Genomic DNA, 22,340 nt, shown 5'->3' with positions numbered 1-22,340 from the left:
CAATACAGAGCTTAAGAGGACTCGTTCCTCTTAAGCTTTTACATACAGCTATAACTTTTTACGAAGTATGTCTTACAAAAAAGATAATAAAATCAAAAGTAACTTTACATCGATTACGATCAGCTTAGCTTCTCCAGAGACTATTTTGGAGCGCTCAAGTGGTGAGGTTACTAAACCAGAAACTATCAACTACCGTACGTATAAACCGGAACGTGATGGTCTATTCTGCGAGCGTATTTTCGGTCCAGTAAAAGACTACGAATGTCACTGTGGTAAATACAAACGTATCCGTTATAAAGGTATTGTTTGTGACCGTTGTGGTGTTGAAGTAACGGAAAAGAAAGTACGTCGTGAGCGTATGGGACACATCAACTTGGTGGTTCCTGTTGCTCATATTTGGTATTTCCGTTCATTACCTAACAAAATTGGTTACTTATTAGGTCTTCCTACGAAGAAATTAGATATGATCATCTACTACGAAAGATATGTGGTTATCCAACCAGGTATCAAAGAAGATGATGGTATCTCTTACATGGATTTCTTAACAGAAGAAGAATACTTAGATATTCTTGATACGCTTCCAAAAGAAAACCAATACCTAGATGATACTGATCCTCAGAAATTCGTTGCTAAGATGGGTGCTGAGGCTCTAGAAGATTTATTAAAACGTCTAGACCTAGATCAGTTATCATACGATTTACGTCATCAGGCAGCTAATGAGACTTCGCAACAACGTAAAAACGAAGCGTTAAAACGCTTACACGTTGTAGAAGCTTTCCGTGGTGCTAATGATCACATCGAGAACCGTCCGGAATGGATGATCGTGAAAATCGTTCCTATTATTCCACCAGAGTTACGTCCTTTAGTTCCTTTGGATGGTGGTCGTTTCGCGACTTCCGATTTGAACGACTTATACCGCCGTGTTATCATCCGTAACAACCGTTTGAAGCGTTTGATCGAAATCAAAGCTCCTGAAGTTATCTTACGTAACGAAAAACGTATGCTTCAAGAGGCTGTTGACTCTTTGTTTGATAACTCACGTAAGGTAAATGCAGTGAAAACTGAAGGTAACCGTGCGTTGAAATCACTTTCAGATATTTTGAAAGGTAAGCAAGGTCGTTTCCGTCAGAACTTATTAGGTAAACGTGTTGACTACTCTGCTCGTTCGGTAATCGTCGTTGGTCCTCACTTGAAATTACACGAGTGTGGTCTTCCGAAAGACATGGCGGCTGAGTTATACAAACCGTTCATCATCCGTAAGATGATTGAAAGAGGTATTGTTAAGACAGTAAAATCTGCTAAGAAAATCGTTGATCGTAAAGATCCTGTAGTATGGGATATCCTTGAGAATGTATTGAAAGGCCACCCTGTATTACTAAACCGTGCTCCTACGCTTCACCGTTTGGGTATTCAGGCTTTCCAACCTACATTAGTAGAAGGTAAAGCGATCCAATTACACCCATTAGTGTGTACAGCGTTCAACGCCGATTTCGACGGTGACCAGATGGCGGTTCACTTACCTTTAGGTAATGCTGCAATCTTGGAAGCCCAAATCTTAATGTTGGCAGCACACAACATTCTTAACCCTGCAAACGGATCACCAGTTACAGTACCATCTCAAGACATGGTATTGGGTCTTTACTATATTACTAAAGGCCGTAAATCTGATGACAGCCGTAAAATGCACGGTGAAGGAAGTACATTCTACTCAGCTGAAGAGGTTATCATCGCTTTAAATGAGAAGAAAGTTGATCTTCACTCGTTCATCAAGGTTAAGACTAACATCAGAACAAAAGAAGGTGAAATCAAAGAAGCAATCATCGATACTACTGTTGGGCGTGTAATCTTTAACCAGATTGTACCAGAAGAAGTAGGTTACATCAATGAATTGTTGACTAAGAAGTCATTGCGTAATGTCATTGGAGAAATCGTGAAGAGCACAGGTATGGCTCGTGCAGCGAAGTTCTTAGATGATATGAAAGAGTTAGGATTCCAAACGGCTTTCAAAGGTGGTTTGTCATTCAACTTGCAAGACTTAAATATTCCTGCTGCTAAAGCAGACCTTATTACTCAAGCTACGAACGAAGTTGAGGAAGTAATGAACAACTATAACATGGGTTTCATTACAAACAACGAGCGTTACAACCAGATTATCGATATCTGGACTCGTATCAACAACCGTTTGACAGCACACGTAATGGATATCCTTTCGAACGACAACCAAGGTTTCAACTCTGTTTACATGATGTTGGATTCAGGAGCTCGTGGTTCTAAGGAGCAGATCCGTCAGTTATGTGGTATGCGTGGTTTGATGGCGAAGCCTCAGAAGTCTGGTACTTCAGGTGGTGAGATTATCGAAAACCCAATCTTATCTAACTTTAAAGAAGGATTATCGGTATTAGAGTACTTTATCTCTACCCACGGTGCGCGTAAAGGTCTTGCGGATACGGCATTGAAAACGGCGGATGCGGGTTACTTAACTCGTCGTTTACATGACGTAGCACAAGATATGATTGTTGTAGAACAAGATTGTAACGGTTTACGTGGTATCTACACTACAGCACTTAAAGATAACGACGATATCGTTGAGCCATTATATGACCGTATCTTAGGTCGTACGCCGTTGAACGATGTTATTGATCCTGTTACTAACGAAGTTATTGTTGCTGCAAATGAAGATATCACAGAGGAAGTTGCGGAAGCAATTGAGAATGCAGGTATCGAAGGCGTAGAAATTCGTTCGGTATTGACATGTGAGTCTAAGCGTGGAGTATGTGCTTGTTGTTACGGTCGTAACTTAGCATCAGGTAAGCGTGTTCAATTAGGTGAGGCTGTTGGTGTAATTGCTGCACAGTCCATCGGTGAGCCAGGTACGCAGTTGACACTTCGTACGTTCCACGTCGGTGGTACGGCTTCGAACATTGCTGCTGAGTCTACTATCATCGCTAAATACGACGGACGTATCGAATTTGAAAACGTTCGTACAGTAGAAAAAGAAGGTGAAGATGGTCCATACCAAGTCGTATTAGGTCGTTCAGGTGAGATTAAAGTTGTAAATGCTGATAACAAAGTACTTTACCAACAAATCATCCCTTACGGTTCGAACTTATTCGTTAAAGAAGGTGAGAACGTAGAGAAAGGCACTAAACTAGTTGACTGGGATCCATATAACGCGGTAATTATTTCTGAGTTTGCGGGTAAGGTAGAATTCGATGCAATCATCGAAGGTGTAACTTTCCGTGAAGAGTCTGATGAACAAACAGGTCACAAAGAAAAAGTAATTATCGAAACTCGTGATAAAACGAAAAACCCTACTATCAAGGTATTGGATAACAAAGGCGAAATCATTCGTTCATACAATATTCCGGTAGGAGCTCACGTATCAGTTTCTGATGGACAGAAAGTTAAAGAAGGTGCGGTATTAGTTAAGATCCCTCGTTCTACAGGTAAGACCCGAGATATTACGGGTGGTCTTCCTCGTGTAACTGAGTTGTTCGAGGCTCGTAATCCTTCAAATCCAGCTGTTGTAACTGAAATTGATGGTGTTGTTTCTTTAGGTGGTGTTAAACGTGGTAACCGTGAGATCTCTATCGAGTCTCGTGACGGTCAAGTTAAGAAATACTTAGTACCACTTTCTAAGCACATCTTAGTTCAAGATAACGACTTTATTAAAGCAGGTATGCCATTATCTGACGGTCAGATTTCTCCTTCAGACATCTTATCGATCAAAGGTCCTGCGGCAGTACAAGAATATATCGTAAATGGTATCCAAGAGGTTTACCGCCTGCAAGGGGTAAAAATCAACGATAAACACTTTGAAACTATCGTTCACCAAATGATGCAGAAAGTGAATATCGAGGATCCAGGAGATACACGTTTCTTAGAAAAAGAAGCAGTAAACAAATGGGACTTCATGGAAGAAAACGATTCATTATACGACAAAAAAGTTGTTGTTGAAGCGGGTGATTCTAAAACTCTACGTCCAGGTCAGATTGTTACTTTACGTAAATTACGTGAGGAGAACTCTAGCCTAAGACGTCAGGATATGAAGTTAGTGGAAGTACGTGATGCTATCCCTGCAACATCAAGTCCTTTATTACAAGGTATCACTAGAGCGTCCCTAGGTACTAAATCATTCATCTCCGCAGCTTCCTTCCAGGAAACTACGAAAGTATTGAATGAGGCAGCGATCGCAGGTAAACGCGATAACTTGTTAGGCTTGAAAGAAAACGTAATTGTTGGTCACTTGATTCCTTCAGGTACCGGTTTACGTCAGTACAGCAACATCATCGTAGGTTCTCGCGAAGAGTACGATCAATTATTAGCTTCGAAAGAAGAAGACTAGTAATTAACGATAGACATGCCTAAGGCATGGCAAGAAATAATGGTCTGGATTCCTTTTGGAGTCCAGACCATTTTCTTTTATAAAAAAATCACCACCAAATCGAGATTATATAGAACAATATGTAGTTAATATTTATTTAATGTTAAGTAGATTTGGGTTTAAATTGAAGGGTAAGACTAAATATGAATATTGAAATGATAACAGATCAATTTATTTTTGACTGGAATGATTTGTTCAAAGCATTTTTATCGCTAGGGGCCGGCTTCCTATTGGGCTTTGAGCGAGAATGGAAAGATAAATCCGCAGGATTCAAAACCATCTCGATTATTTGTTTGGGAAGTACCTTGTTTTCGATCTTATCGATGAAACTCGGAGCTGGGGAGTCTGAAGATGCGACTCGGATTGCTTCTTACGTCGTATCCGGTATTGGTTTCTTAGGTGCAGGTGTCATCTTCAAAGATGGCGTCAATGTGAATGGATTGACTACGGCAAGTATTATCTGGATGTCGGCCGCTGTGGGGATGGCTATAGGATTCGGTATGTTCATCACGGCGATCCTGTTTTTAGGAGCCTGTTTTTTGATTATTATCTCCGGCCCGATCTTAAATCGATACGTATTACGGAATTTAGTGAAGGTTGTGACCGTTAGGTTTGATACCCATAAACTCTCCGAGAAAGATAGCTTTATCAACGATATTCGTCCGTTGACCAAACAAGTGAAGATCAAGACGCAGACGTTGAATAAGGAAGGATTGGTATTGGTTTTGGAGGTCTTGCTCGATAAGGGCAATATTAGAGACTTCGAAAACAAAATCATGGCTCACCATTCTATTTCCGAAGTATCTTTATAAGTTTTAGGCTGTTGCCCAGCCTAAAACCTTTCTACAGTTAGCACTGATTTCTTCTAGATTATATTGTCCATCCTGTTGTTTAAACAATTTGGAGCCCATGCCTACGGACGTCACACCAGCAGCGAACCAGTTTTTGATGTTATTCTCTTCCACATCCACACCACCGGTCGGCATAAACTTCATGTTCGGGAATAGCGGCTTAATTCCTTTTAAGAATCCTGTTCCGAGCGTTTCTCCTGGAAATAGCTTTACAAATCCACAACCTGCGAACATAGCATTTGCAATTTCTGTAGGTGTCATACAGCCGGGAATCCATAAGCAATTGTTTGCCTTGGCCGTTTTCGCAAGTTCAGCAACGAAGATAGGACTCACTAAGAACTCGGTACCTAGCGCTAGAAAGCTTTCTGCAGCCGCACGGTCTAGAATAGTGCCAATGCCCAATGTCAATTCCGGCATCGCTTCTTTCTTGTAGTCTACCAAAGCTTTAAAATTAGCCTCAGCGTTCTTCCCTCGGTTAACAAATTCGAATACGCGAATACCGCCATCATAACAAGCTTTGAGTACCTGTTTACATACTTCCACATCATCGTGATAAAATACCGGGATCACGGGATAAGCCTTAATTTTCTCTATAATTTGATCGATCTGCATCTTGTTAGTATTTTCCATTTCCAAAATCGCCCTCTACGAACAGCTTCTCATATCCTGCGCCCGTTGCGATATCTATTATTTCCTGTGCCTGTTGGGTTTTTCGTAAGGCATGAATCAACCCCGCCATAAAGGCATCGCCACTGCCGATACGATCGACAATCTCATTGGTTTCATATGTATGCGAAACTGCATTCTCGGTTCTGGAATGATAAGTTCCGAAAAATAGATTATGCGTGGGATTATCCATAAATCGAAAAGTATTGGCGATATGTTCTAATCTCGGATATTTTTCAAACAAGGCAGCTGCGGATACCGTTGCTGCTTCGACCAAAACCTCCTTCTCTGTATTCCTATCTAACCCCTCGGGAACGGCGATTCCAATCATGGTATGCGCAGCCCAAATATTTCCCATGATGACATGGCAATAAGCCAACAGGTCTGGCATAATCTCCAAGGGATTTTTACCATACTGCCAAAGTCTATTGCGGTAGTTTAGATCGACAGAAATATAGATGTTACGTTTGCTTGCCGCTTGCAATACTTTTAACATTACGTTGGCCATCTCCTGGTTCAACGCAGGAGTCAATGCCGTCCAATGCAACCAATCTACATCTTCAAACAGCACATCGAAGTTTAGGTCTTCCGGACTTAATTGCGAAAAACTAGAGTATTTACGGTCGTAAATTACTTCTCCCTTCGTCAATCCATTTGCCGAAAGCAGAAAATAGGAACCAATACGGTCGCCAATTTGAAGACATTTAGACGTGTCGACCTGATGACCGTTCAAAACTGCCAATATCTCTTCACTTAGCTTATTGTTCGGAAAAGCGCTGGCATATTGTACCGGGGTTCCCATTTGTCCAAGCGAACAAGCGACATTGGCTTCTGATCCTCCGGGATAAATCCGTAATAAATTCTCTTGACTTCCAAAGAAACTATCTCCGACACTCTGCTGTCTGATTAGTATTTCTCCAAATGATAAAACGTGTGGCATAGGTTGTTAAATAATGCAATATAATGCTTTTAAGTGGCTTCTCAAGGATAATCTTCGCAAACGATTACGTAATTATACTCCATGAAATACCTATATTTTATTGATAAATTGCTTATCATTGAAAATATAATCTAACCAAAAACTATGAGTATTCTAGACAAATTTTCCCTAAAAGATAAGGTTATTGTAATCACTGGTGGTACCGGTATCTTGGGTAAATCCTTTGTCCATGCCGTTGCAGAAGCCGGCGCTAAGGTTTGCGTCATTGGTCGCAATCAAGAAAAAATCGATGAGCGTGTTGCACAAGCAAAAGCATTAGGTGCGGAAGCATTAGGTGTTGTTGCTGACGTGATGGACGAGCAGTCTGTAAAAGAGGCGAAGGATAGCATCGTGGAAGCCTTCGGAACCATTGATGGCCTTGTCAACGCAGTTGGTGGTAACATTCCAGGCGCGACAATCGGCGATGACCAAAATATATTTGACAATAAGATTCAAGACACGATCAAAGCGATCGAGTTGAACCTATATGGCACGATTATCCCGACCATGATACTAGGTCAGGTGATTGCTGAGAAAGGTGCAGGAGCGATTATCAACATCTCTTCACTAGCTGCGAGTCGCCCATTGACACGCGTGCTAGGCTATACGGTAGCAAAACATGGTATCGATGGATTTACCAAATGGATGTCTACCGAGTTGGCGCTTCGTTATGGCGATAAGGTGCGCGTGAATGCGATTGCACCGGGCGTATTCCTGACCGAACAAAATAGAACTTTGTTGACCAACCCTGATGGCAGCTATAGCCCACGGGCGCAGAAATTCATCAACGGAACACCTTACCAGCGTCTAGGCGATCCTAGCGAACTTGAGGGAACCTTGGTGTATCTGCTTAGCGATGCGTCTGCATTTGTGTCTGGAGAGACCGTATTTGTGGATGGAGGATTTAATACATGGTGTGGCGTTTAATTTAAAGGCGTATATGCAATTTTTAGAACAAACATGGAGATGGTATGGCCCGAACGATTCGGTGTCCTTACAAGACGTAAAACAGGCTGGTGCGACGGGCATTGTTTCCGCACTACATCATATAGCACATGGCGAAGTATGGCCGTTGGAAGATATTCAGGAACGCAAGCGCATTATTGAGGAAGCAGGACTGACTTGGTCGGTGGTGGAAAGTGTGCCCGTTCATGAGGCAATCAAGACAGGAGCAGCAAACGCCGACGAATATTTAGAACGCTATAAAGAGTCGCTGAAAAATCTGGCAGCATGCGGCATCAAAACGGTATGCTATAATTTTATGCCTGTTTTGGATTGGACGCGTACGCAATTGGATTTAACCATGAAGGATGGCTCCAAGGCCTTATATTTTGATTGGATCGACTTGGCGATTTTTGATATTTATATCCTAAAGCGTCAGGATGCGAAAGCTGAGTATCCGGCAAACGTTCAACAAGCGGCAGAAGAGAAGTTTGGAACCTTAGATCAGGATGCGTTGAACGAATTGGAGCGTGTGGTATTGATGGGTATTCCGGGCGAAAGCGATATTACGCTGGATTCTTTGCAAAACAGTATTTCAGTTTACAAAGAAATTGGCTTTGATGGCTTGCGCAAAAACTTGCTTTACTTCTTAAATAGCATTGCTGAGGTTTGTGAGGAAAACGGCATTTTGATGACCATTCACCCCGACGATCCTCCTTACCCGATTCTAGGACTTCCGCGTATTGTAAGCAACGCCGAAGATCTGAACTACATTATCAGCGAACAAGAAAAACAATTCAACGGAATTTGTTTCTGTACAGGTTCGCTAGGAGCGGGGCCAAAGAACGATCTTCCCGCAATATTTGATCAGGTAAAACATCGTGTCAACTTTGTGCACCTACGCAACGTGAAGCGCGACGAGATCGGAAGTTTCTACGAAGCCGACCACTTGGATGGCGATGTGGATATGTTCAAGGTGATGGAAGCCTTAGTTGCAGAAAATCAAAAAAGAGAGCAACCTATTCCTTTCCGTCCAGATCATGGCCACCAAATGTTAGACGATTTGAATAAAGTGACTAATCCTGGATATTCTGCCATCGGACGCTTGAGAGGCCTGGCAGAACTTCGCGGTCTAGAGCTGGGGATTATCCGTTCGAATAGATTTTAGATAATAGACATTAGATATTAGAGTATGGCGCCGGATAGGCGCCTTTTTTTGTTGTCTTGAGCTGGGAAAGGAAGGATGCAAGGATGGCTGGGATCAGACGTGTTGTCTTGAACCAGGAAAGGAAGGATGAAAAGATTAGCGGGATCCTGTTCATCCTTGTATCCTTTTTTTCCTGGTTCAGAAACGAACCCCTCTTTTTTCTTTCGACATGATCCTGCCAATCGTTGCATCCTTCCTTTCCTGGTTCAAAACAACCTTTCCTTTTTAAAGCAAAGGTTCAAAACAGAGCTCAGTAATGTGTCTCTCCATACAAACCAAATGCTCTCCCAATATAAACCCCTATCAATCCCAATTGGTAAGGGTTATGATAGGGCTTTATATTGGGTTTGTATTGGGTTTGAAAGGGCTTTAGGCCAAGCTAGTCTTAAACATGAAATTACGGTACTCAAATAGAGTGCAATAAAAAAGAAGCTGTCCTTTTCGGGACAGCTTCTCCAATTCTAAAATCTAATGTCTTATGTCTAATATCTAACGTCCTATCTCAAATCCACCACTTCGAAGCCGGCGTAATTGGCTTTCTGGAATTGGAAGGTGCTTGCAGGAATAGGATTGTTAACATACAGCGTATTGATGGTATAGGTATAACGAGATCCTGATTTGTCGAAGATTGTCACATCATGGATGTGGTTATTCTTGTTGATGCGCAATTTGATCTTAAAGTAGTTGCGTTTTGTATCTTCAGGAGATAGCTCAATTACTTTCAGTTTACCGGCGCCTGATACGCTTTCATCGTCCATGCTGATGTATTTAAAGCCGGTGCGATAGAAAGTGAAGATATTGTTGGGGCCGATAGATTCATTGCTGTTATCGGCTTCCGATACTTGCACTTCCTTATCTTCTTTTAAGACCGACCATACGGATTTACCATCGGAAATCAAATCTTGTTCCGGCAGTACAATTTTGTACTGCTGAGCAGGTTTGTTCATAAACATTTCGCCCTTGTCCGAATAGTTTTCGCCTTTTGCCTGCACGGCTTTAAAAGTAAAATTGGACTGGATTGTTCTGTAGCTATCGTATTTTTTTGATACCTCGTCTAATAATGATTTAGCATAACGGTCTTGCGCAAAAGCTGTGCTCACCGAGAAGAATGCTAATAATACATACAAAAATCTAATCATCTTTAATTGTCTTTTCTTAACGTTTCCAAATACTGTTCCAACGAATAATCATCAGGGTATAGCACCTCGCGTGCCTTACTGCCTTCAAATGGACCTACGATACCTGCAGCTTCCAGTTGATCGATAATTCGTCCAGCGCGGTTATAACCTAATTTTAACTTGCGCTGTATTAAAGATGTTGAGCCTTGTTGATGCATAACGATCAGGCGTGCAGCCTCTTCGAATAGCTGATCTCTGTCAGCCGGGTCGAAGTCGGATATTCCTTCGCCATCGCCATTCGGATCTACATACTCCGGGAGGTAATGGGCAGATGGGTATCCGCGTTGGGAGCCAATAAATTCAGAAACCTCATCGACCTCCGGTGTATCCACAAATGCACATTGAATACGAATTAGGTCAGATCCTGTGGCAAGTAGCATATCTCCGCGACCAATTAACTGGTCTGCACCACCGCTGTCGAGGATCGTTCGTGAATCGACCTTAGACAATACGCGGAATGCTAGTCGCGCCGGGAAGTTAGCTTTGATCGTACCGGTAATGATATTTACTGAAGGTCTTTGCGTAGCAATAACCAAGTGAATACCTACCGCACGGGCTAACTGCGCCAAACGAGCAATCGGAGTTTCTACTTCTTTCCCTGCCGTCATCATCAAATCGGCAAACTCATCAATAATAAGAACTATAAACGGTAAGAATCGATGACCCTCCTCAGGGTTTAATCGACGATTGATAAATTTTGCATTATATTCCTTCAAATTCCTTACTTGGGCGTTCTTCAATAGATCATAACGCTGATCCATCTCGATACATAGGGAATTGAGGGTGTTGATTACTTTTTTAGTGTCGGTTATAATTGCTTCGTCCTCATTCGGCAATTTTGCTAAGAAGTGTCTTTCGATCTTCTTAAATAGCGAGAGCTCTACTTTTTTCGGATCGACCAATACGAATTTTAGCTCTGCCGGGTGCTTTTTGAATAGGAGGGAAGTCAAGATGGCATTGATTCCGACTGATTTACCCTGTCCGGTCGCACCAGCCACGAGTAAGTGCGGCATTTTCGCTAAGTCGGCTATATATACCTCGTTAGAGATTGTTTTACCTAAAGCGATAGGCAAATCCATCTCTGTCTTTTGGAACTTCTCTGTCGCCAAAATAGAGCGCATGGATACCATTTCCGGGCTACTGTTCGGTACTTCGATACCAATCGTACCTTTACCCGGCATTGGGGCAATGATACGAATACCTAAAGCTGCTAAGCTTAATGCGATATCGTCTTCCAGATTCTTGATCTTCGAAATACGAACCCCCGGTTTCGGGATGATTTCGTAAAGCGTTACGGTCGGACCGATAGTCGCTTTGATATGTTCGATTTCGATGCTATAGTTACGTAGCGTTTCAACAATTCTGTTTTTGTTCGCCTCTAGCTCTTGCTGGTTGATGGTGATCTTTCCAGTGCCGTATTCTTTTAATAGGTCTAAAGTCGGGTATTTATAGCCCGAAAGATCAAGCTTAGGGTCGTATTCTCCGAATTTTTCAACCAGATCATTGGCAGAGATTGCTTTTTCCTCCACCACTTTCGCTACCGTCAGGTCAGGCCCAACTACGGTTTCCTCTGGCTCCTCAAATTCCGGCTCTTCGATACTGAACTCAATCTCATCAGAATTTACTACTGGAGCAACTGGCGTCGGTTTAGGCGTGTTGACAGAAAGAGGGAGGGATACGGTCAAATCTTCCGGCTCTTCGATCTCTTCCTTCTCCGTGAAATTATTTCGAGCGTTTGGCTCTTCAACGGGATGCGAATACGTATGGGTCGCAACTTCGTTCGTTTTTTGCTTATTGATCGTATTGCTGTGGCTAACTAGGCTGTCTTCGATAAATTCTTCGTCCTCCTCCTCATCTTCTTCCATTTCGCCTTTATTGCTTTGGAAAGACCATTTCAAGTCCAAGTTATAGATAAGTACCAAAGCGGTTAAAAGGATGAAAATCAATAAGCCGGCTGTTCCTACAACACCAACTTGCGATTTTAAGATTTGATTGGTCCAGAAGCCAAATTTACCTTCCAAGATATGTGGAGTATCGTATATGAAGTCTTGGATAAATCCGAAGGTCACCGATAAGAATAAAATAGCCACCGCTGAGTACAACAGGGTCTTCCATACGGGAAGGATAGATCTTTTGTATAGGAATTTGTAGCCGATAACGAATAACACGACGATAAAAAGGAAGGATGCTACGCCAAACCATTCATAGATAAACTGGTTTGCCAATAGTGCACCAAACTTTCCAAGTTTATTTTCGACCAAAGGTATTTCTGTATTTTCATCGTGGAGCTCATCTGCCGTATTGAGGAGTGTGCTCCAACCGCCATTGGTGGCAGCGATGTAGCTTTGGTCTGCTTTCCAAGTAAATAAATAGGATATAAAAGCGACTGCGAAAAGTCCAGCAAGTAACAAAAGAAATAATCCTAGGATTTTCAACGCTTTACGCTGTCCCTCAGAGAAGTTTATTTGGTCAAATGATTTTCGTGCGCTTCGTTTTTGATAGGATAAAGTAGTATTCTTAGCCTTCTTTGTCCCTGTCGATCCACTACCGTTTTTAAATGTATTTAATTTAGCCATGTAAATGACGCTATTTTTCTTCTACAAACTTAAAAAAAAATGACAGAATTGTTTGTGTTGATTGATTTGATTTATCTATCCTTGTAGCAATAAGCTTTCCAAACTCGTTAGATAGAATAAATAATAATTCTTTTTTGTTGATATGAATTTTCTAAGAAACGCAAAGCTATTTTCCATCGCTCTATTGTCGGCATTCTTCCTGATCAGTTGTCAGAAAGATAGCGTGGGAGACCTTGCACTGGATGCGCCGTCATTTTCGGGTATTGCAGGATTTAATGCAGTCTATCGCAGCTTGGGGCTGGATTTGAAGATCGACGATCGGGTAATCAATTCCGATGAATATTTTGATATGGGGGGCGCTGTGAAGCATAAGAGCGTTTTTCCGGGCAGAAGAAGCATCAGCCTGTATGATAAGGATAAAAAAGTGGAGGTATTCCGTGGTGAGCATCTGGTTGATCCCGGAAAGGTATATTCCGCGTTTTTCTATGGGAAGGATAATGTGCAGATGAAAGTAGTGGAAGATAATATGATCGCGCCATCAGCAGGGAAAGCAAAGATAAGAATAGCAAATTTCGCGAATAATCGTCGTATTGACTTCAAAGTGAAAGAGGGGCAGACGGCAACAGCAGGAGATAAGGTGCTTTCTGCCCAGGAGGTTACTACTTTCTATGAATTCAACGCAGAAAAGGTGAGATTTCAGTTTGAAAATGAAAGTGAATTCTCACAAATGTCAATCGAATTCAAACCCAAAGATAGAGGTGTTTATACGGTGTTTTTAATACCAAGAATTGTCTCCAATGTGGAAGGAATATCGATGCCGGATTATGAAATCCAGGTCATTGAGCATAATTAGACAGATATAAGAAAGGGTCGATCATCGATCGGCCCTTTTCTATTTGCTTTATGTTGACTAAGCAACAGTTACCAAGTAGTAGTTTTTCTTACCACGTTGTATAACCAAATACTTGTTATTAATCAAGTTTGACTCATTGACAACTTGCTCGATATCGCTAAGTTTTTCTCTGTTCAAAGATACTCCACCGCCCTGTAGCATTTTACGAGCCTCTCCTTTTGAAGGGAATACAGCCGTATCTACTGCTAACAGATCTAATACATTGATGCCTGCAGCTAATTTGTCTTTCGCTAGATCGAACTGAGGAACTCCGTCGAATACTTCTAATACAGCCTCATGATCTAGGTCTGCTAGGAATTCTAATGATCCGTTTCCGAATAAGAATTCTGAAGTTTTCACAGCAGTTTCATAGTCTTTCTCCGAGTGCGTTCTGATCGTGATATCTTTTGCTAATGCTTTCTGAACAACACGTAGGTGCGGAGCAGCATCGTGCTCTGTAATGATTGCATCGATTTCTTCCTTAGGAAGTAACGTAAAGATCTTGATCCAGTTTTTAGCATCATCATCAGATGTGTTCAACCAGAATTGATAATACTTGTATGGCGATGTTTTCTTAGCATCTAACCACACAGCACCCGATTCTGTTTTACCAAACTTCTGACCATCTGCTTTCTTGATCAATTGCGTAGTCAATGCAAAGGCAGTTCCCTGATCCTGACGACGGATCATTTCGCTACCTGTTACAATATTACCCCATTGATCGGAACCACCCATTTGGATTTTACAATTGTGGTGTTTCCATAGATAATAGAAATCATAACCTTGAATTAGTTGATAGGTAAATTCGGTAAAAGATAGACCATTGTCACCCTCCAAACGTTTCTTTACAGAATCTTTGGACATCATGTAATTCACGGTAATCAGCTTACCAACATCACGAATAAAATCTAAGAATTTGAAATCCTTAAACCAGTCGTAGTTGTTTACCATCTTTGCGTCGGTTTCACCGTCACCAAAGTTTAAGAACTTCGCGAGCTGTTTTTTCAAACATGCTACGTTGTGATTCAGTGTTGCTTCGTCTAAAAGATTTCTTTCAGCTGATTTAAATGAAGGGTCGCCAATCATACCCGTTGCACCACCAACAAGCGCTACTGGTTTGTGTCCAGCATGTTGGAAGTGGATTAAGGTCATGATTTGGGTTAAATGGCCTACGTGTAGTGAATCTCCTGTAGGATCGAATCCTATATAGCCAGAAACTGTTTCTTTATTCAACAATTCCTCTGTGCCTGGCATGATGTCTTGGAGCATGCCTCTCCAACGTAATTCTTCTACAAAGCTCATAGTTTAGCCCTTAATATTTTTTAATTAAGTTGCAAAGATACGAGATATTACTGTATCTTACGGATAATTTATAGGATAATGACCAGGATAGGATGAACTTTCTTTCTCATTTCTATTTCGAACGATATGCCACTCAATCGGAACGTGTGCTGGGATCTTTGCTTCCAGATTTACTGAAGAATGTTGATAAAACATATGTATTCCATCCGCAGCGTTTCGAAGAAGAGCTTTTTATACACCCGCTTAGTATGGCGATATCCGAAGGTTGGTATCGGCATGTTGAAGTAGATAAGCTTTTCCATAGTAGTGAGTTCTTTCTGGAGCATTGTCATATTTTGCGCAAGAAGCTGGAGCCTGTGCTGGAGGGCCTTCCAATCCGAGCTTCTTTCCTAGCGCATATAGCAATAGAGCTATTACTTGACCATTTGTTGATCAAGCATAACTTGGTCAATGCAGGGCGCTTGTATGAGCATTTAGAGCATGTGAATAGAGCTGTTCTGAAGAATTATCTATTGACTATCGGTGTAACCGACATTGAGGGCTTTTATCATTTTTACGATCGATTTATAGAATCACGCTATATTTTCGACTACAAATATATAGAGCATATCTCCAAGCCGCTTTTCAATATTTCTAAGCGCATTTGGGATTTTCAAACCACACCTGAATATCATCAGAATTTGAGCAAAGTGCTAATGGAATACGAGGCTGATCATCTTCAGAACTTTAGAGATATCTATGTATATATTCAGGATAATATGACATATTTATCATAATTTTTTAGACTTTTGTTTTCTCACTCCAATAATTTACTAAATATGGCAAATAGACTGTTCCGCAAGAAAAGCGTAGATCAGATTCTTTCCGATGCTGAACATGGCGGTTCAGGCCTAGCGAAAATACTAGGCGTTCGAGATTTAATTTCATTAGGCATTGCGGCGATAGTAGGAGCTGGAATCTTCTCTACTATCGGCTTAGCAAGTTATAACGGAGGCCCTGCGGTCTCTCTTCTTTTTGTATTCGTTGCATTTGCATGTGTTTTTACAGCATTGTCTTATGCACAATTTGCGAGTACAGTTCCCGTATCTGGTAGTGCTTACACCTATGCTTATGTTGCTTTCGGCGAGCTTTTCGCTTGGATCATCGGGTGGGCGTTGGTGCTCGAATATGCGGTTTCTAACATGGTGGTGGCCATTTCCTGGTCGCAGTATTTTGTTTCTATGCTGGAAGGATTTGGGGTGCATCTCCCCAAATGGATGACGATGGCGCCGGGCTATGCCCTGGATGCGCATGCGAAATCCCTTGAAGTAGGGGCGGCTCAGTTGGAAAATATTGAAAAAGTAGCCCTACAGGCATACGAAACAGCTCCACGATTCTTCGATATTCCTATCATTTTTGATATGCCGGCAGGCCTCATCACGGTATTAGTGACGGCTTTGGTTTATATCGGAATCAAGGAGTCGCAGCGCGCTAGTAATATCATGGTATTGATTAAAGTGGGGATTATTCTTGCTGTAATCTTTGGTGGTATCTTCTTCGTTAAACCGGAGAACTGGACACCTTTTGCGCCGAATGGCTTGGCAGGTGTCATGAGCGGCGTTGCGGCGGTGTTCTTTGCGTTCATTGGTTTTGACTCCATCTCAACAACGGCGGAGGAGTGTAAGAATCCTCAACGCGATCTTCCTCGTGCAATGATCTATTGTTTGGTCATCTGTGCGGTGCTTTATGTGGCGATTACTTTGGTGTTGACGGGGATGGTGAATTACAAAGAACTAAATGTTAAAGATCCTTTGGCTTATGTGTTTTCTTATGTAGGATTCGATCATATGGCGGGTATTATCTCTGTAACTTCGGTTATTGCGATTACTTCCGCGCTGTTGGTTTTCCAATTAGCTCAACCAAGAATTTGGATGACCATGAGTAGAGACGGTTTGCTATGGAAGAAGTTTTCTACGATCCACCCAAAATACAAGACGCCTTCCTTTGCGACCATTGTAACAGGTTTTGTGGTGGCTATCCCGGCATTATTTTTCAAGATGGACTTCTTCGTGGACTTAACTAGTGTGGGTACATTCTTTGCGTTTATCCTGGTTTGTGCCGGTGTATTGTACATGGACCACTCGGGAATCTCAAAGAAGTCGAAATTCAAAGTGCCTTATATCAATGGGAAGTATATAGTAGGGTTGGGGATGATTGTCGCATTGATTTTAACCTATAAATACAGCGATGAAAACCTTTCGCATTGGTTAGAAATGGGGTCGGCAAAGATTTTGATTCATAAGTCCCTTGTTATCATCTTTTGGTTAACATGGGCGGTAATGAGCGTGATGAGCTTTAAGTATAATTTCTCCTTATTACCTGTTATCGGCGTTTTGATCAATCTTTACCTGATGTCCGAACTGGGCGCAAGTAACTGGATTATCTTTGTGATTTGGTTGTTGATAGGTTTGATTATTTATTTTGCTTATGGTTATAAGCATTCGAAATTGAACAAGAGAGCGACGGAAAGTTAATCTCTCGATATAATAAAAAAAGCCCTTCGTGATAGGGCTTTTTTTATTGTTATTATAGTCGTTTTAGCTTGACATCCTCTGTATTTGGAATCGTCAGCGGGACGCGTTCCAGGGTGACGAAACTGCTATCTAGTCCAAAACCTTTCTCTTCGGATAGACTGAATTTCTTCAAGATCTTATAGATTTCTAGAATTACTTTTTCATTCCACTTCAGGAAATGTGTTTTGGAAATTACTTTCTCCAGTACGACAAAGTTGAAGTCGCCAGGAATATTATGTTTTCTTAACGTATCGTAATGGCTGGTGATATCGATTTCTCCGTTTTTAACCATCTCTTCGACTACTTTGCGGAATAGCAGACTGATCTTCTGTTCCACGCGGAACCCTAAATGGAAGTCAATACGGATCAATTTTCCAGGGATCAATTGCGTTACTTTATACTCTCGCGTATGCGGATTGTCCATTACATCAACGTGTGCTAACCAATACACATCAGCACGCTTAGGCTTCTTATTGATAATGGAGTAGGTAATCTTCGACTCCACCTCATGTATATTATTTGCCGAAGTTAAATAAACAAGATGCGATGAAAACTGCGGAACAGATTTATCTTCGCTAAGCTCAGCAAGGATGTCGTAGTAATCTTTCACATTGACAAACTTAACAAAGCGATTCTTGATCTTCCTAGCACCAAACCAAGCATACATAACAATAAATAACGATGCTGCCAATAATAGAGTCAACCAACCTCCATGTGCAATCTTACTAATATTACCGATCAGGAATGCAAACTCTATGATCATATAAACGCCGGTAAACAACGCGACTAGCGCAACGTTGATTTTCTTGCGGAGCATGAAAACAGCCATTAGAATAGTCGTCATGATGAACGTCATATTGATTGCTAATCCATAGGCGGCCTCCATGTTGCTCGATTCTCGGAAGATAACGATGATAAGCATACAGCCGAGATAGAGTATCAGGTTGACTGAAGGAACGTAGATTTGTCCCTTATGATCGCTAGGATATCGAATAGTGACCTTCGGCCATATATTCAAGCGAACAGCCTCTGCAATTAGGGTAAATGAACCTGAGATCATTGCCTGACTGGCAATAACCGCCGCAATCGTAGCGATCGTTACTCCCCAAACGACAAACCAATCTGGCATAATCGCATAGAAAGGGTTGATCTCGCCTAGAACAAGCCCCTTGTTTTCTAACAACCATGCACCCTGTCCGAAGTAATTGAAAATCAACATCAGTTTAACAAAGATCCAACTGATGCGGATGTTGTTCTTTCCACAATGCCCCATGTCAGAATACAAAGCTTCCGCACCGGTAGTACAAAGGAAGATTGCACCCACAATAAACCATGCATTCGGGTAGTTTGCTAATAGCTGATAGGCATAGTACGGATTTAAAGACTTCCAGATTTCAGGCGAATGCCCCAAATAAGAGAGTCCTAAGATCCCTATGGTACTGAACCAGATAAACATCAATGGTCCGAATACACGACCCACGATGTTTGTTCCAAAACGTTGGATAAGGAACAGCAATGAGATAATCAATACAACGATGGGGATAGTCGGCAAGCCTGGGTTCTTAATAGCTAATCCTTCGACAGCCGAGGATATGGTAATTGCCGGGGTGATCATACCATCAGCGAGCAGAGTGCTCGCTCCGATAATGGCAGGGATGATGAGCCATTTCGCTCTTTTTCGAACAAGCGAAAACAGAGAAAGAATTCCACCCTCACCTTTATTATCTGCATTTAACACAATCAATACATATTTGATTGTCGTTTGTAAAGTCAGGGTCCAGAAAATACAAGAAAGCCCCCCATAAACCATTAGTTCTTGGACTTCACCTTTATTGAAAATTGCCTTGAAAACGTAAAGAGGAGAGGTCCCGATGTCGCCGAATATGATCCCTAAACTTATTAATAAACCGCCCATGCTGACCCTGTGAAGGGCGTGTTTGTGATCTGTGGACATAGCTTTTATTTATGTGATCTAATGATTAAAAAACGTTCGAAATTACAACTTTTTAAGCGACAACGTAATTTCCTGTTAAAAATTGTTAAACGCTGTAGTTTTCGCCTGTCAAAAAATGAAAAAAGATGTACTTTTGTAATAGGAAGTATGGAATTAATTATTACATTTGATTAAACCATAACCTAGCGTTAATAATCCAAAGGATAGAATGAAGTTTGAATGGAGTAAAATAGCACGTATTAGCATCATGAATACCCTGGTATTATGGATGTTTATTGGCTTTGCCCAAGCAAATACATTCCAAGCCGATACGACTAAAGCTAGCGCAAGTAAGCAAAGTTTAATCTCTGCTAAGAATAGAAACGCTAATCGTGTAGCAGTTATTGCCGAAGAGTCGGATAAATTAATCAATAACGTTAAAGTTTATTACAATCCTATCGCGGATCAAGTCACTGTAAACTTCAAATTAAGTAAAAACAGCCATGTATCAATAAAGGTAATGGACGCGCTTGGTAATGAAGTATTAGCTCTACATAACGGTGATTTAGACGCAGGAACACAAAACCTGAACTTCGACTCCAGTGCCAAACTAAAAGAAGGCATATACTTCGTAAGAGTAATGAGCGGCTCGGAAACAGTCGTGAAGCGAATATCTGTTAGATAGTAGTATTTAGTAGTTAGTATTTAGTATAAAGACCTTGGGCGCCAATAAATGGACGCCTTTTTTTGTGCGTAATGTTTTTTCGATTATCACTCTTGAAGGTAATAGGTAAAGAACCTCTCTTAATAGACTTATGATTCCATCATAGGTCTAACTACTAAGTACTAAATACTAACTACTAAAAAAGGGATAGCCAATGTTACTCGACTATCCCTTTCCTTATAAAATTGAAAAGTGTTTTCTTATCTGTCTTTGATACTTACGTATGGGCGTAATGTTTCGCCGGTGTATACTTGTCTTGGACGACCGATAGGTTCTTTATTATCGCGCATCTCTTTCCATTGTGCAATCCATCCTGGAAGACGTCCTAAAGCGAACAATACAGTAAACATATCAGAATTGAATCCTAATGCGCGGTAGATAATACCTGAGTAGAAGTCAACGTTTGGATATAATTTACGGTCGATAAAGTATTGGTCGTTCAATGCTGCTTCTTCTAATTTCTTAGCGATATCTAAAACAGGGTCATTAACTCCTAATTTCTCTAATACGTCATCACAAGCTTTCTTGATGATTTTCGCACGTGGGTCGAAGTTCTTGTATACACGGTGACCGAATCCCATCAAACGGAAAGGATCGTTCTTGTCTTTTGCTTTTGCTAAGTATTTCTCAGCATCGCCGCCATCCTCTTTAATTGCTTCCAACATTTCGATTACCGCTTGGTTAGCACCACCGTGAAGAGGTCCCCACAATGCATTGATACCAGCTGAGATAGAAGCATACATATTCGCATTTGATGATCCTACGATACGTACAGTTGATGTCGAACAGTTCTGCTCGTGGTCTGCGTGTAGAATCAATAATTTGTGCATTGCTTCGATTACTAATGGATCGAATGTTTTCTCTTGATTAACTTCTCCAAAAATCATGTTCAAGAAGTTCTCAATATAACCGAAGTTGTTTTTAGGATAAACAACCGGATGACCTAAAGATTTCTTTTGAATCCAAGAAACTATCGTTGGCATTTTAGCCAATAAATTGATGATCATTTTATCCTCTTCTTCATCGGATTGGTTCGGGTTCAGTGATTCCGGATAGAAAGATGATAAAACACCAACTAAACACGACAACTGACCCATTGGGTGAGATTTTGATGGAAATCCGGTGAAGAAGTTTTTCATATCTTCATGGATCATCATTTGCGCACGGATATCAGCGCGGAATTTCTCTAATACGTCTTTCGAAGGAAGTTCGCCGTAAATCAATAAATAGGCAACCTCTAGGAAAGTTGACTTTTCTGCTAATTCTTCAATAGCATATCCTCTATAATGAAGGATACCTTTTTCACCATCTAAGAAGGTAATGGCACTCTTCGTCGCGCCTGTATTTTTATAACCTGGGTCTAATGTGATGTAACCCGATTGATCTCTTAATTTTGAAATATCAATTGCTTTCTCATTTTCAGTCCCCGTAATTACTGGGAACTCATAAGAAGAGCCATTTAAGTTAATAGATGCTGTTTCAGACATAGTCAATTTCTTGTATTAATTGTAGTATTACTAAAAGTCGTATACACAAATGTATGAAATTGATTTATAAAATCTAACTGACTAGGGTATCAAAATGACACAATCTCGTCATTTTAGGAACGATTTATTGACTTATTCACGCAAAAAGTCATTTCAATTTAAATGTTTTCTTTTTTGGAAAATATAAAGATGATTATCTATCATAAAACGAGCCCTTTAACCTAAGAAAAACAACAAAAAATGTTAAAATATTTTGACATCTACGAAAAACTCGTAAATTAGTGAAAAATCAGTAGATGTATGGAGAAGTTAACAATACAAGAAGAAGAAGCAATGCTATCTATTTGGCAATTAGGGGGTGGCTTTATTCGCGACATCCTAGATAACTTAAAATCGGATGATATGCCTTACACGACATTGGCATCAACCATCCGTAATTTAGAAAAGAAAGGCTATGTGAAAGCGGTCAAGTATGCTAACGCGAAACGCTACGAACCTCTAATCACTTCTGAGGAGTATAAGGCGAAATTCATGAACTCTTTTGTAGGCGATTATTTCAAGAATTCCTATAAGGAAATGGTTTCATTTTTTGTCAAAGAAGAGAAACTTAGCCCGAATGAACTTGAAGAGATCATGGATATGATCCGAAACAATAAATCATAGACCT

Annotated in this window: 16 protein-coding genes; 9 read left to right on the top strand and 7 right to left on the bottom strand. The window is 41.0% G+C overall.

Annotated elements, in window-relative coordinates:
* Positions 1-67: 67 nt before the first annotated feature.
* Both rpoC and DSM08_RS15450 read left to right on the top strand, forming a co-directional pair.
* Positions 68-4,345: a DNA-directed RNA polymerase subunit beta' gene (gene rpoC, locus DSM08_RS15455; protein WP_149526991.1), complete on the top strand. Its 4,278-nt coding sequence runs from the start codon at positions 68-70 to the stop codon at positions 4,343-4,345.
* Positions 4,346-4,539: 194 nt separating this feature from the next.
* Complete coding sequence (locus DSM08_RS15450; RefSeq protein ID WP_149526990.1) at positions 4,540-5,196, top strand: MgtC/SapB family protein; 657 nt, start codon at positions 4,540-4,542, stop codon at positions 5,194-5,196.
* 3 nt (positions 5,197-5,199) lie between these two features.
* On the opposite strand, the gene DSM08_RS15445 is transcribed toward DSM08_RS15450, so the two are convergent.
* Entirely contained in the window at positions 5,200-5,865 is a 666-nt protein-coding gene (locus DSM08_RS15445; protein WP_246172297.1) for a beta/alpha barrel domain-containing protein, read from the bottom strand.
* Positions 5,852-6,841 (bottom strand): sugar kinase, encoded by a 990-nt coding sequence (locus tag DSM08_RS15440; protein WP_149526989.1) that lies wholly within the window; start codon positions 6,839-6,841, stop codon positions 5,852-5,854. The genes DSM08_RS15445 and DSM08_RS15440 overlap by 14 nt, the downstream gene beginning before the upstream one ends.
* Positions 6,842-6,985: 144 nt before the next feature.
* Here DSM08_RS15440 and DSM08_RS15435 point away from each other — a divergent pair, with 144 nt between their 5' ends.
* Together DSM08_RS15435 and uxuA are read left to right on the top strand one after the other, a co-directional pair.
* Entirely contained in the window at positions 6,986-7,807 is an 822-nt protein-coding gene (locus DSM08_RS15435; protein WP_149526988.1) for an SDR family oxidoreductase, read from the top strand.
* 13 nt (positions 7,808-7,820) lie between these two features.
* Positions 7,821-8,990 carry a mannonate dehydratase gene (gene uxuA, locus DSM08_RS15430; protein WP_149526987.1) on the top strand — a complete coding sequence of 390 codons (1,170 nt, stop codon included), beginning with the start codon at positions 7,821-7,823 and terminating at the stop codon, positions 8,988-8,990.
* Between the two features lie 536 nt (positions 8,991-9,526).
* Here uxuA and DSM08_RS15425 read toward each other — a convergent pair.
* Both DSM08_RS15425 and DSM08_RS15420 read right to left on the bottom strand, forming a co-directional pair.
* Entirely contained in the window at positions 9,527-10,168 is a 642-nt protein-coding gene (locus DSM08_RS15425) for a LolA family protein (protein ID WP_149526986.1), read from the bottom strand.
* Positions 10,169-10,170: 2 nt separating this feature from the next.
* On the bottom strand, positions 10,171-12,783 hold the full coding sequence (locus DSM08_RS15420; protein ID WP_149526985.1) for an FtsK/SpoIIIE family DNA translocase: 2,613 nt from the start codon (positions 12,781-12,783) through the stop codon (positions 10,171-10,173).
* A 142-nt stretch (positions 12,784-12,925) separates the two neighbouring features.
* Between DSM08_RS15420 and DSM08_RS15415 the strand changes: the two genes are divergently transcribed.
* A complete protein-coding gene (locus DSM08_RS15415; protein ID WP_149526984.1) occupies positions 12,926-13,636 on the top strand; it encodes a DUF4397 domain-containing protein in 711 nt (236 codons plus the stop codon).
* A gap of 57 nt (positions 13,637-13,693) precedes the next feature.
* Here DSM08_RS15415 and tyrS read toward each other — a convergent pair whose 3' ends face one another.
* Positions 13,694-14,977: a tyrosine--tRNA ligase gene (gene tyrS, locus DSM08_RS15410; RefSeq protein WP_149526983.1), complete on the bottom strand. Its 1,284-nt coding sequence runs from the start codon at positions 14,975-14,977 to the stop codon at positions 13,694-13,696.
* A gap of 92 nt (positions 14,978-15,069) precedes the next feature.
* On the opposite strand from tyrS, the gene DSM08_RS15405 reads away from it, so the two are divergent.
* Together DSM08_RS15405 and DSM08_RS15400 are read left to right on the top strand one after the other, a co-directional pair.
* The gene (locus tag DSM08_RS15405) at positions 15,070-15,753 is read left to right on the top strand and encodes an ACP phosphodiesterase (RefSeq protein ID WP_149526982.1); all 684 of its coding nucleotides are present in this window, start codon (positions 15,070-15,072) and stop codon (positions 15,751-15,753) included.
* A 42-nt stretch (positions 15,754-15,795) separates the two neighbouring features.
* Positions 15,796-17,490: an amino acid permease gene (locus tag DSM08_RS15400; RefSeq protein ID WP_149526981.1), complete on the top strand. Its 1,695-nt coding sequence runs from the start codon at positions 15,796-15,798 to the stop codon at positions 17,488-17,490.
* Positions 17,491-17,542: 52 nt separating this feature from the next.
* Here the strand turns inward: DSM08_RS15400 and DSM08_RS15395 are convergent, their stop codons facing one another.
* The gene (locus DSM08_RS15395) at positions 17,543-19,483 is read right to left on the bottom strand and encodes a KUP/HAK/KT family potassium transporter (RefSeq protein WP_149526980.1); all 1,941 of its coding nucleotides are present in this window, start codon (positions 19,481-19,483) and stop codon (positions 17,543-17,545) included.
* Positions 19,484-19,691: 208 nt separating this feature from the next.
* On the opposite strand from DSM08_RS15395, the gene DSM08_RS15390 reads away from it, so the two are divergent.
* Positions 19,692-20,147 carry a T9SS type A sorting domain-containing protein gene (locus tag DSM08_RS15390; RefSeq protein ID WP_149526979.1) on the top strand — a complete coding sequence of 152 codons (456 nt, stop codon included), beginning with the start codon at positions 19,692-19,694 and terminating at the stop codon, positions 20,145-20,147.
* A gap of 239 nt (positions 20,148-20,386) precedes the next feature.
* On the opposite strand, the gene DSM08_RS15385 is transcribed toward DSM08_RS15390, so the two are convergent.
* Positions 20,387-21,673, bottom strand: a complete 1,287-nt coding sequence (locus tag DSM08_RS15385; protein ID WP_149526978.1) for a citrate synthase — start codon at positions 21,671-21,673, stop codon at positions 20,387-20,389.
* A gap of 300 nt (positions 21,674-21,973) precedes the next feature.
* Between DSM08_RS15385 and DSM08_RS15380 the strand changes: the two genes are divergently transcribed.
* On the top strand, positions 21,974-22,336 hold the full coding sequence (locus DSM08_RS15380; protein WP_149526977.1) for a BlaI/MecI/CopY family transcriptional regulator: 363 nt from the start codon (positions 21,974-21,976) through the stop codon (positions 22,334-22,336).
* Positions 22,337-22,340 lie beyond the last annotated feature (4 nt).

The sequence above is a fragment of the Sphingobacterium hotanense genome (assembly GCF_008274825.1).
Lineage (GTDB): Bacteria > Bacteroidota > Bacteroidia > Sphingobacteriales > Sphingobacteriaceae > Sphingobacterium > Sphingobacterium hotanense.
The sequence above is the reverse complement of the archived record's forward strand: the minus strand, read 5'-3'. Positions and strand labels throughout refer to the sequence as shown.

Excerpts from the sequence above, each read along its gene's own strand:
- DSM08_RS15405 (WP_149526982.1), top strand. The coding sequence starts at position 15,070 with ATGAACTTTCTTTCTCATTTCTATTTCGAACGATATGCCACTCAATCG.
- DSM08_RS15395 (WP_149526980.1), bottom strand. The coding sequence starts at position 19,483 with ATGTCCACAGATCACAAACACGCCCTTCACAGGGTCAGCATGGGCGGT.
- DSM08_RS15380 (WP_149526977.1), top strand. The coding sequence starts at position 21,974 with ATGGAGAAGTTAACAATACAAGAAGAAGAAGCAATGCTATCTATTTGG.
- DSM08_RS15445 (WP_246172297.1), bottom strand. The coding sequence starts at position 5,865 with ATGGAAAATACTAACAAGATGCAGATCGATCAAATTATAGAGAAAATT.
- DSM08_RS15450 (WP_149526990.1), top strand. The coding sequence starts at position 4,540 with ATGATAACAGATCAATTTATTTTTGACTGGAATGATTTGTTCAAAGCA.
- DSM08_RS15440 (WP_149526989.1), bottom strand. The coding sequence starts at position 6,841 with ATGCCACACGTTTTATCATTTGGAGAAATACTAATCAGACAGCAGAGT.
- DSM08_RS15415 (WP_149526984.1), top strand. The coding sequence starts at position 12,926 with ATGAATTTTCTAAGAAACGCAAAGCTATTTTCCATCGCTCTATTGTCG.
- DSM08_RS15435 (WP_149526988.1), top strand. The coding sequence starts at position 6,986 with ATGAGTATTCTAGACAAATTTTCCCTAAAAGATAAGGTTATTGTAATC.
- DSM08_RS15400 (WP_149526981.1), top strand. The coding sequence starts at position 15,796 with ATGGCAAATAGACTGTTCCGCAAGAAAAGCGTAGATCAGATTCTTTCC.
- DSM08_RS15425 (WP_149526986.1), bottom strand. The coding sequence starts at position 10,168 with ATGATTAGATTTTTGTATGTATTATTAGCATTCTTCTCGGTGAGCACA.
- rpoC (WP_149526991.1), top strand. The coding sequence starts at position 68 with ATGTCTTACAAAAAAGATAATAAAATCAAAAGTAACTTTACATCGATT.
- uxuA (WP_149526987.1), top strand. The coding sequence starts at position 7,821 with ATGCAATTTTTAGAACAAACATGGAGATGGTATGGCCCGAACGATTCG.
- DSM08_RS15385 (WP_149526978.1), bottom strand. The coding sequence starts at position 21,673 with ATGTCTGAAACAGCATCTATTAACTTAAATGGCTCTTCTTATGAGTTC.
- DSM08_RS15390 (WP_149526979.1), top strand. The coding sequence starts at position 19,692 with ATGAAGTTTGAATGGAGTAAAATAGCACGTATTAGCATCATGAATACC.
- tyrS (WP_149526983.1), bottom strand. The coding sequence starts at position 14,977 with ATGAGCTTTGTAGAAGAATTACGTTGGAGAGGCATGCTCCAAGACATC.
- DSM08_RS15420 (WP_149526985.1), bottom strand. The coding sequence starts at position 12,783 with ATGGCTAAATTAAATACATTTAAAAACGGTAGTGGATCGACAGGGACA.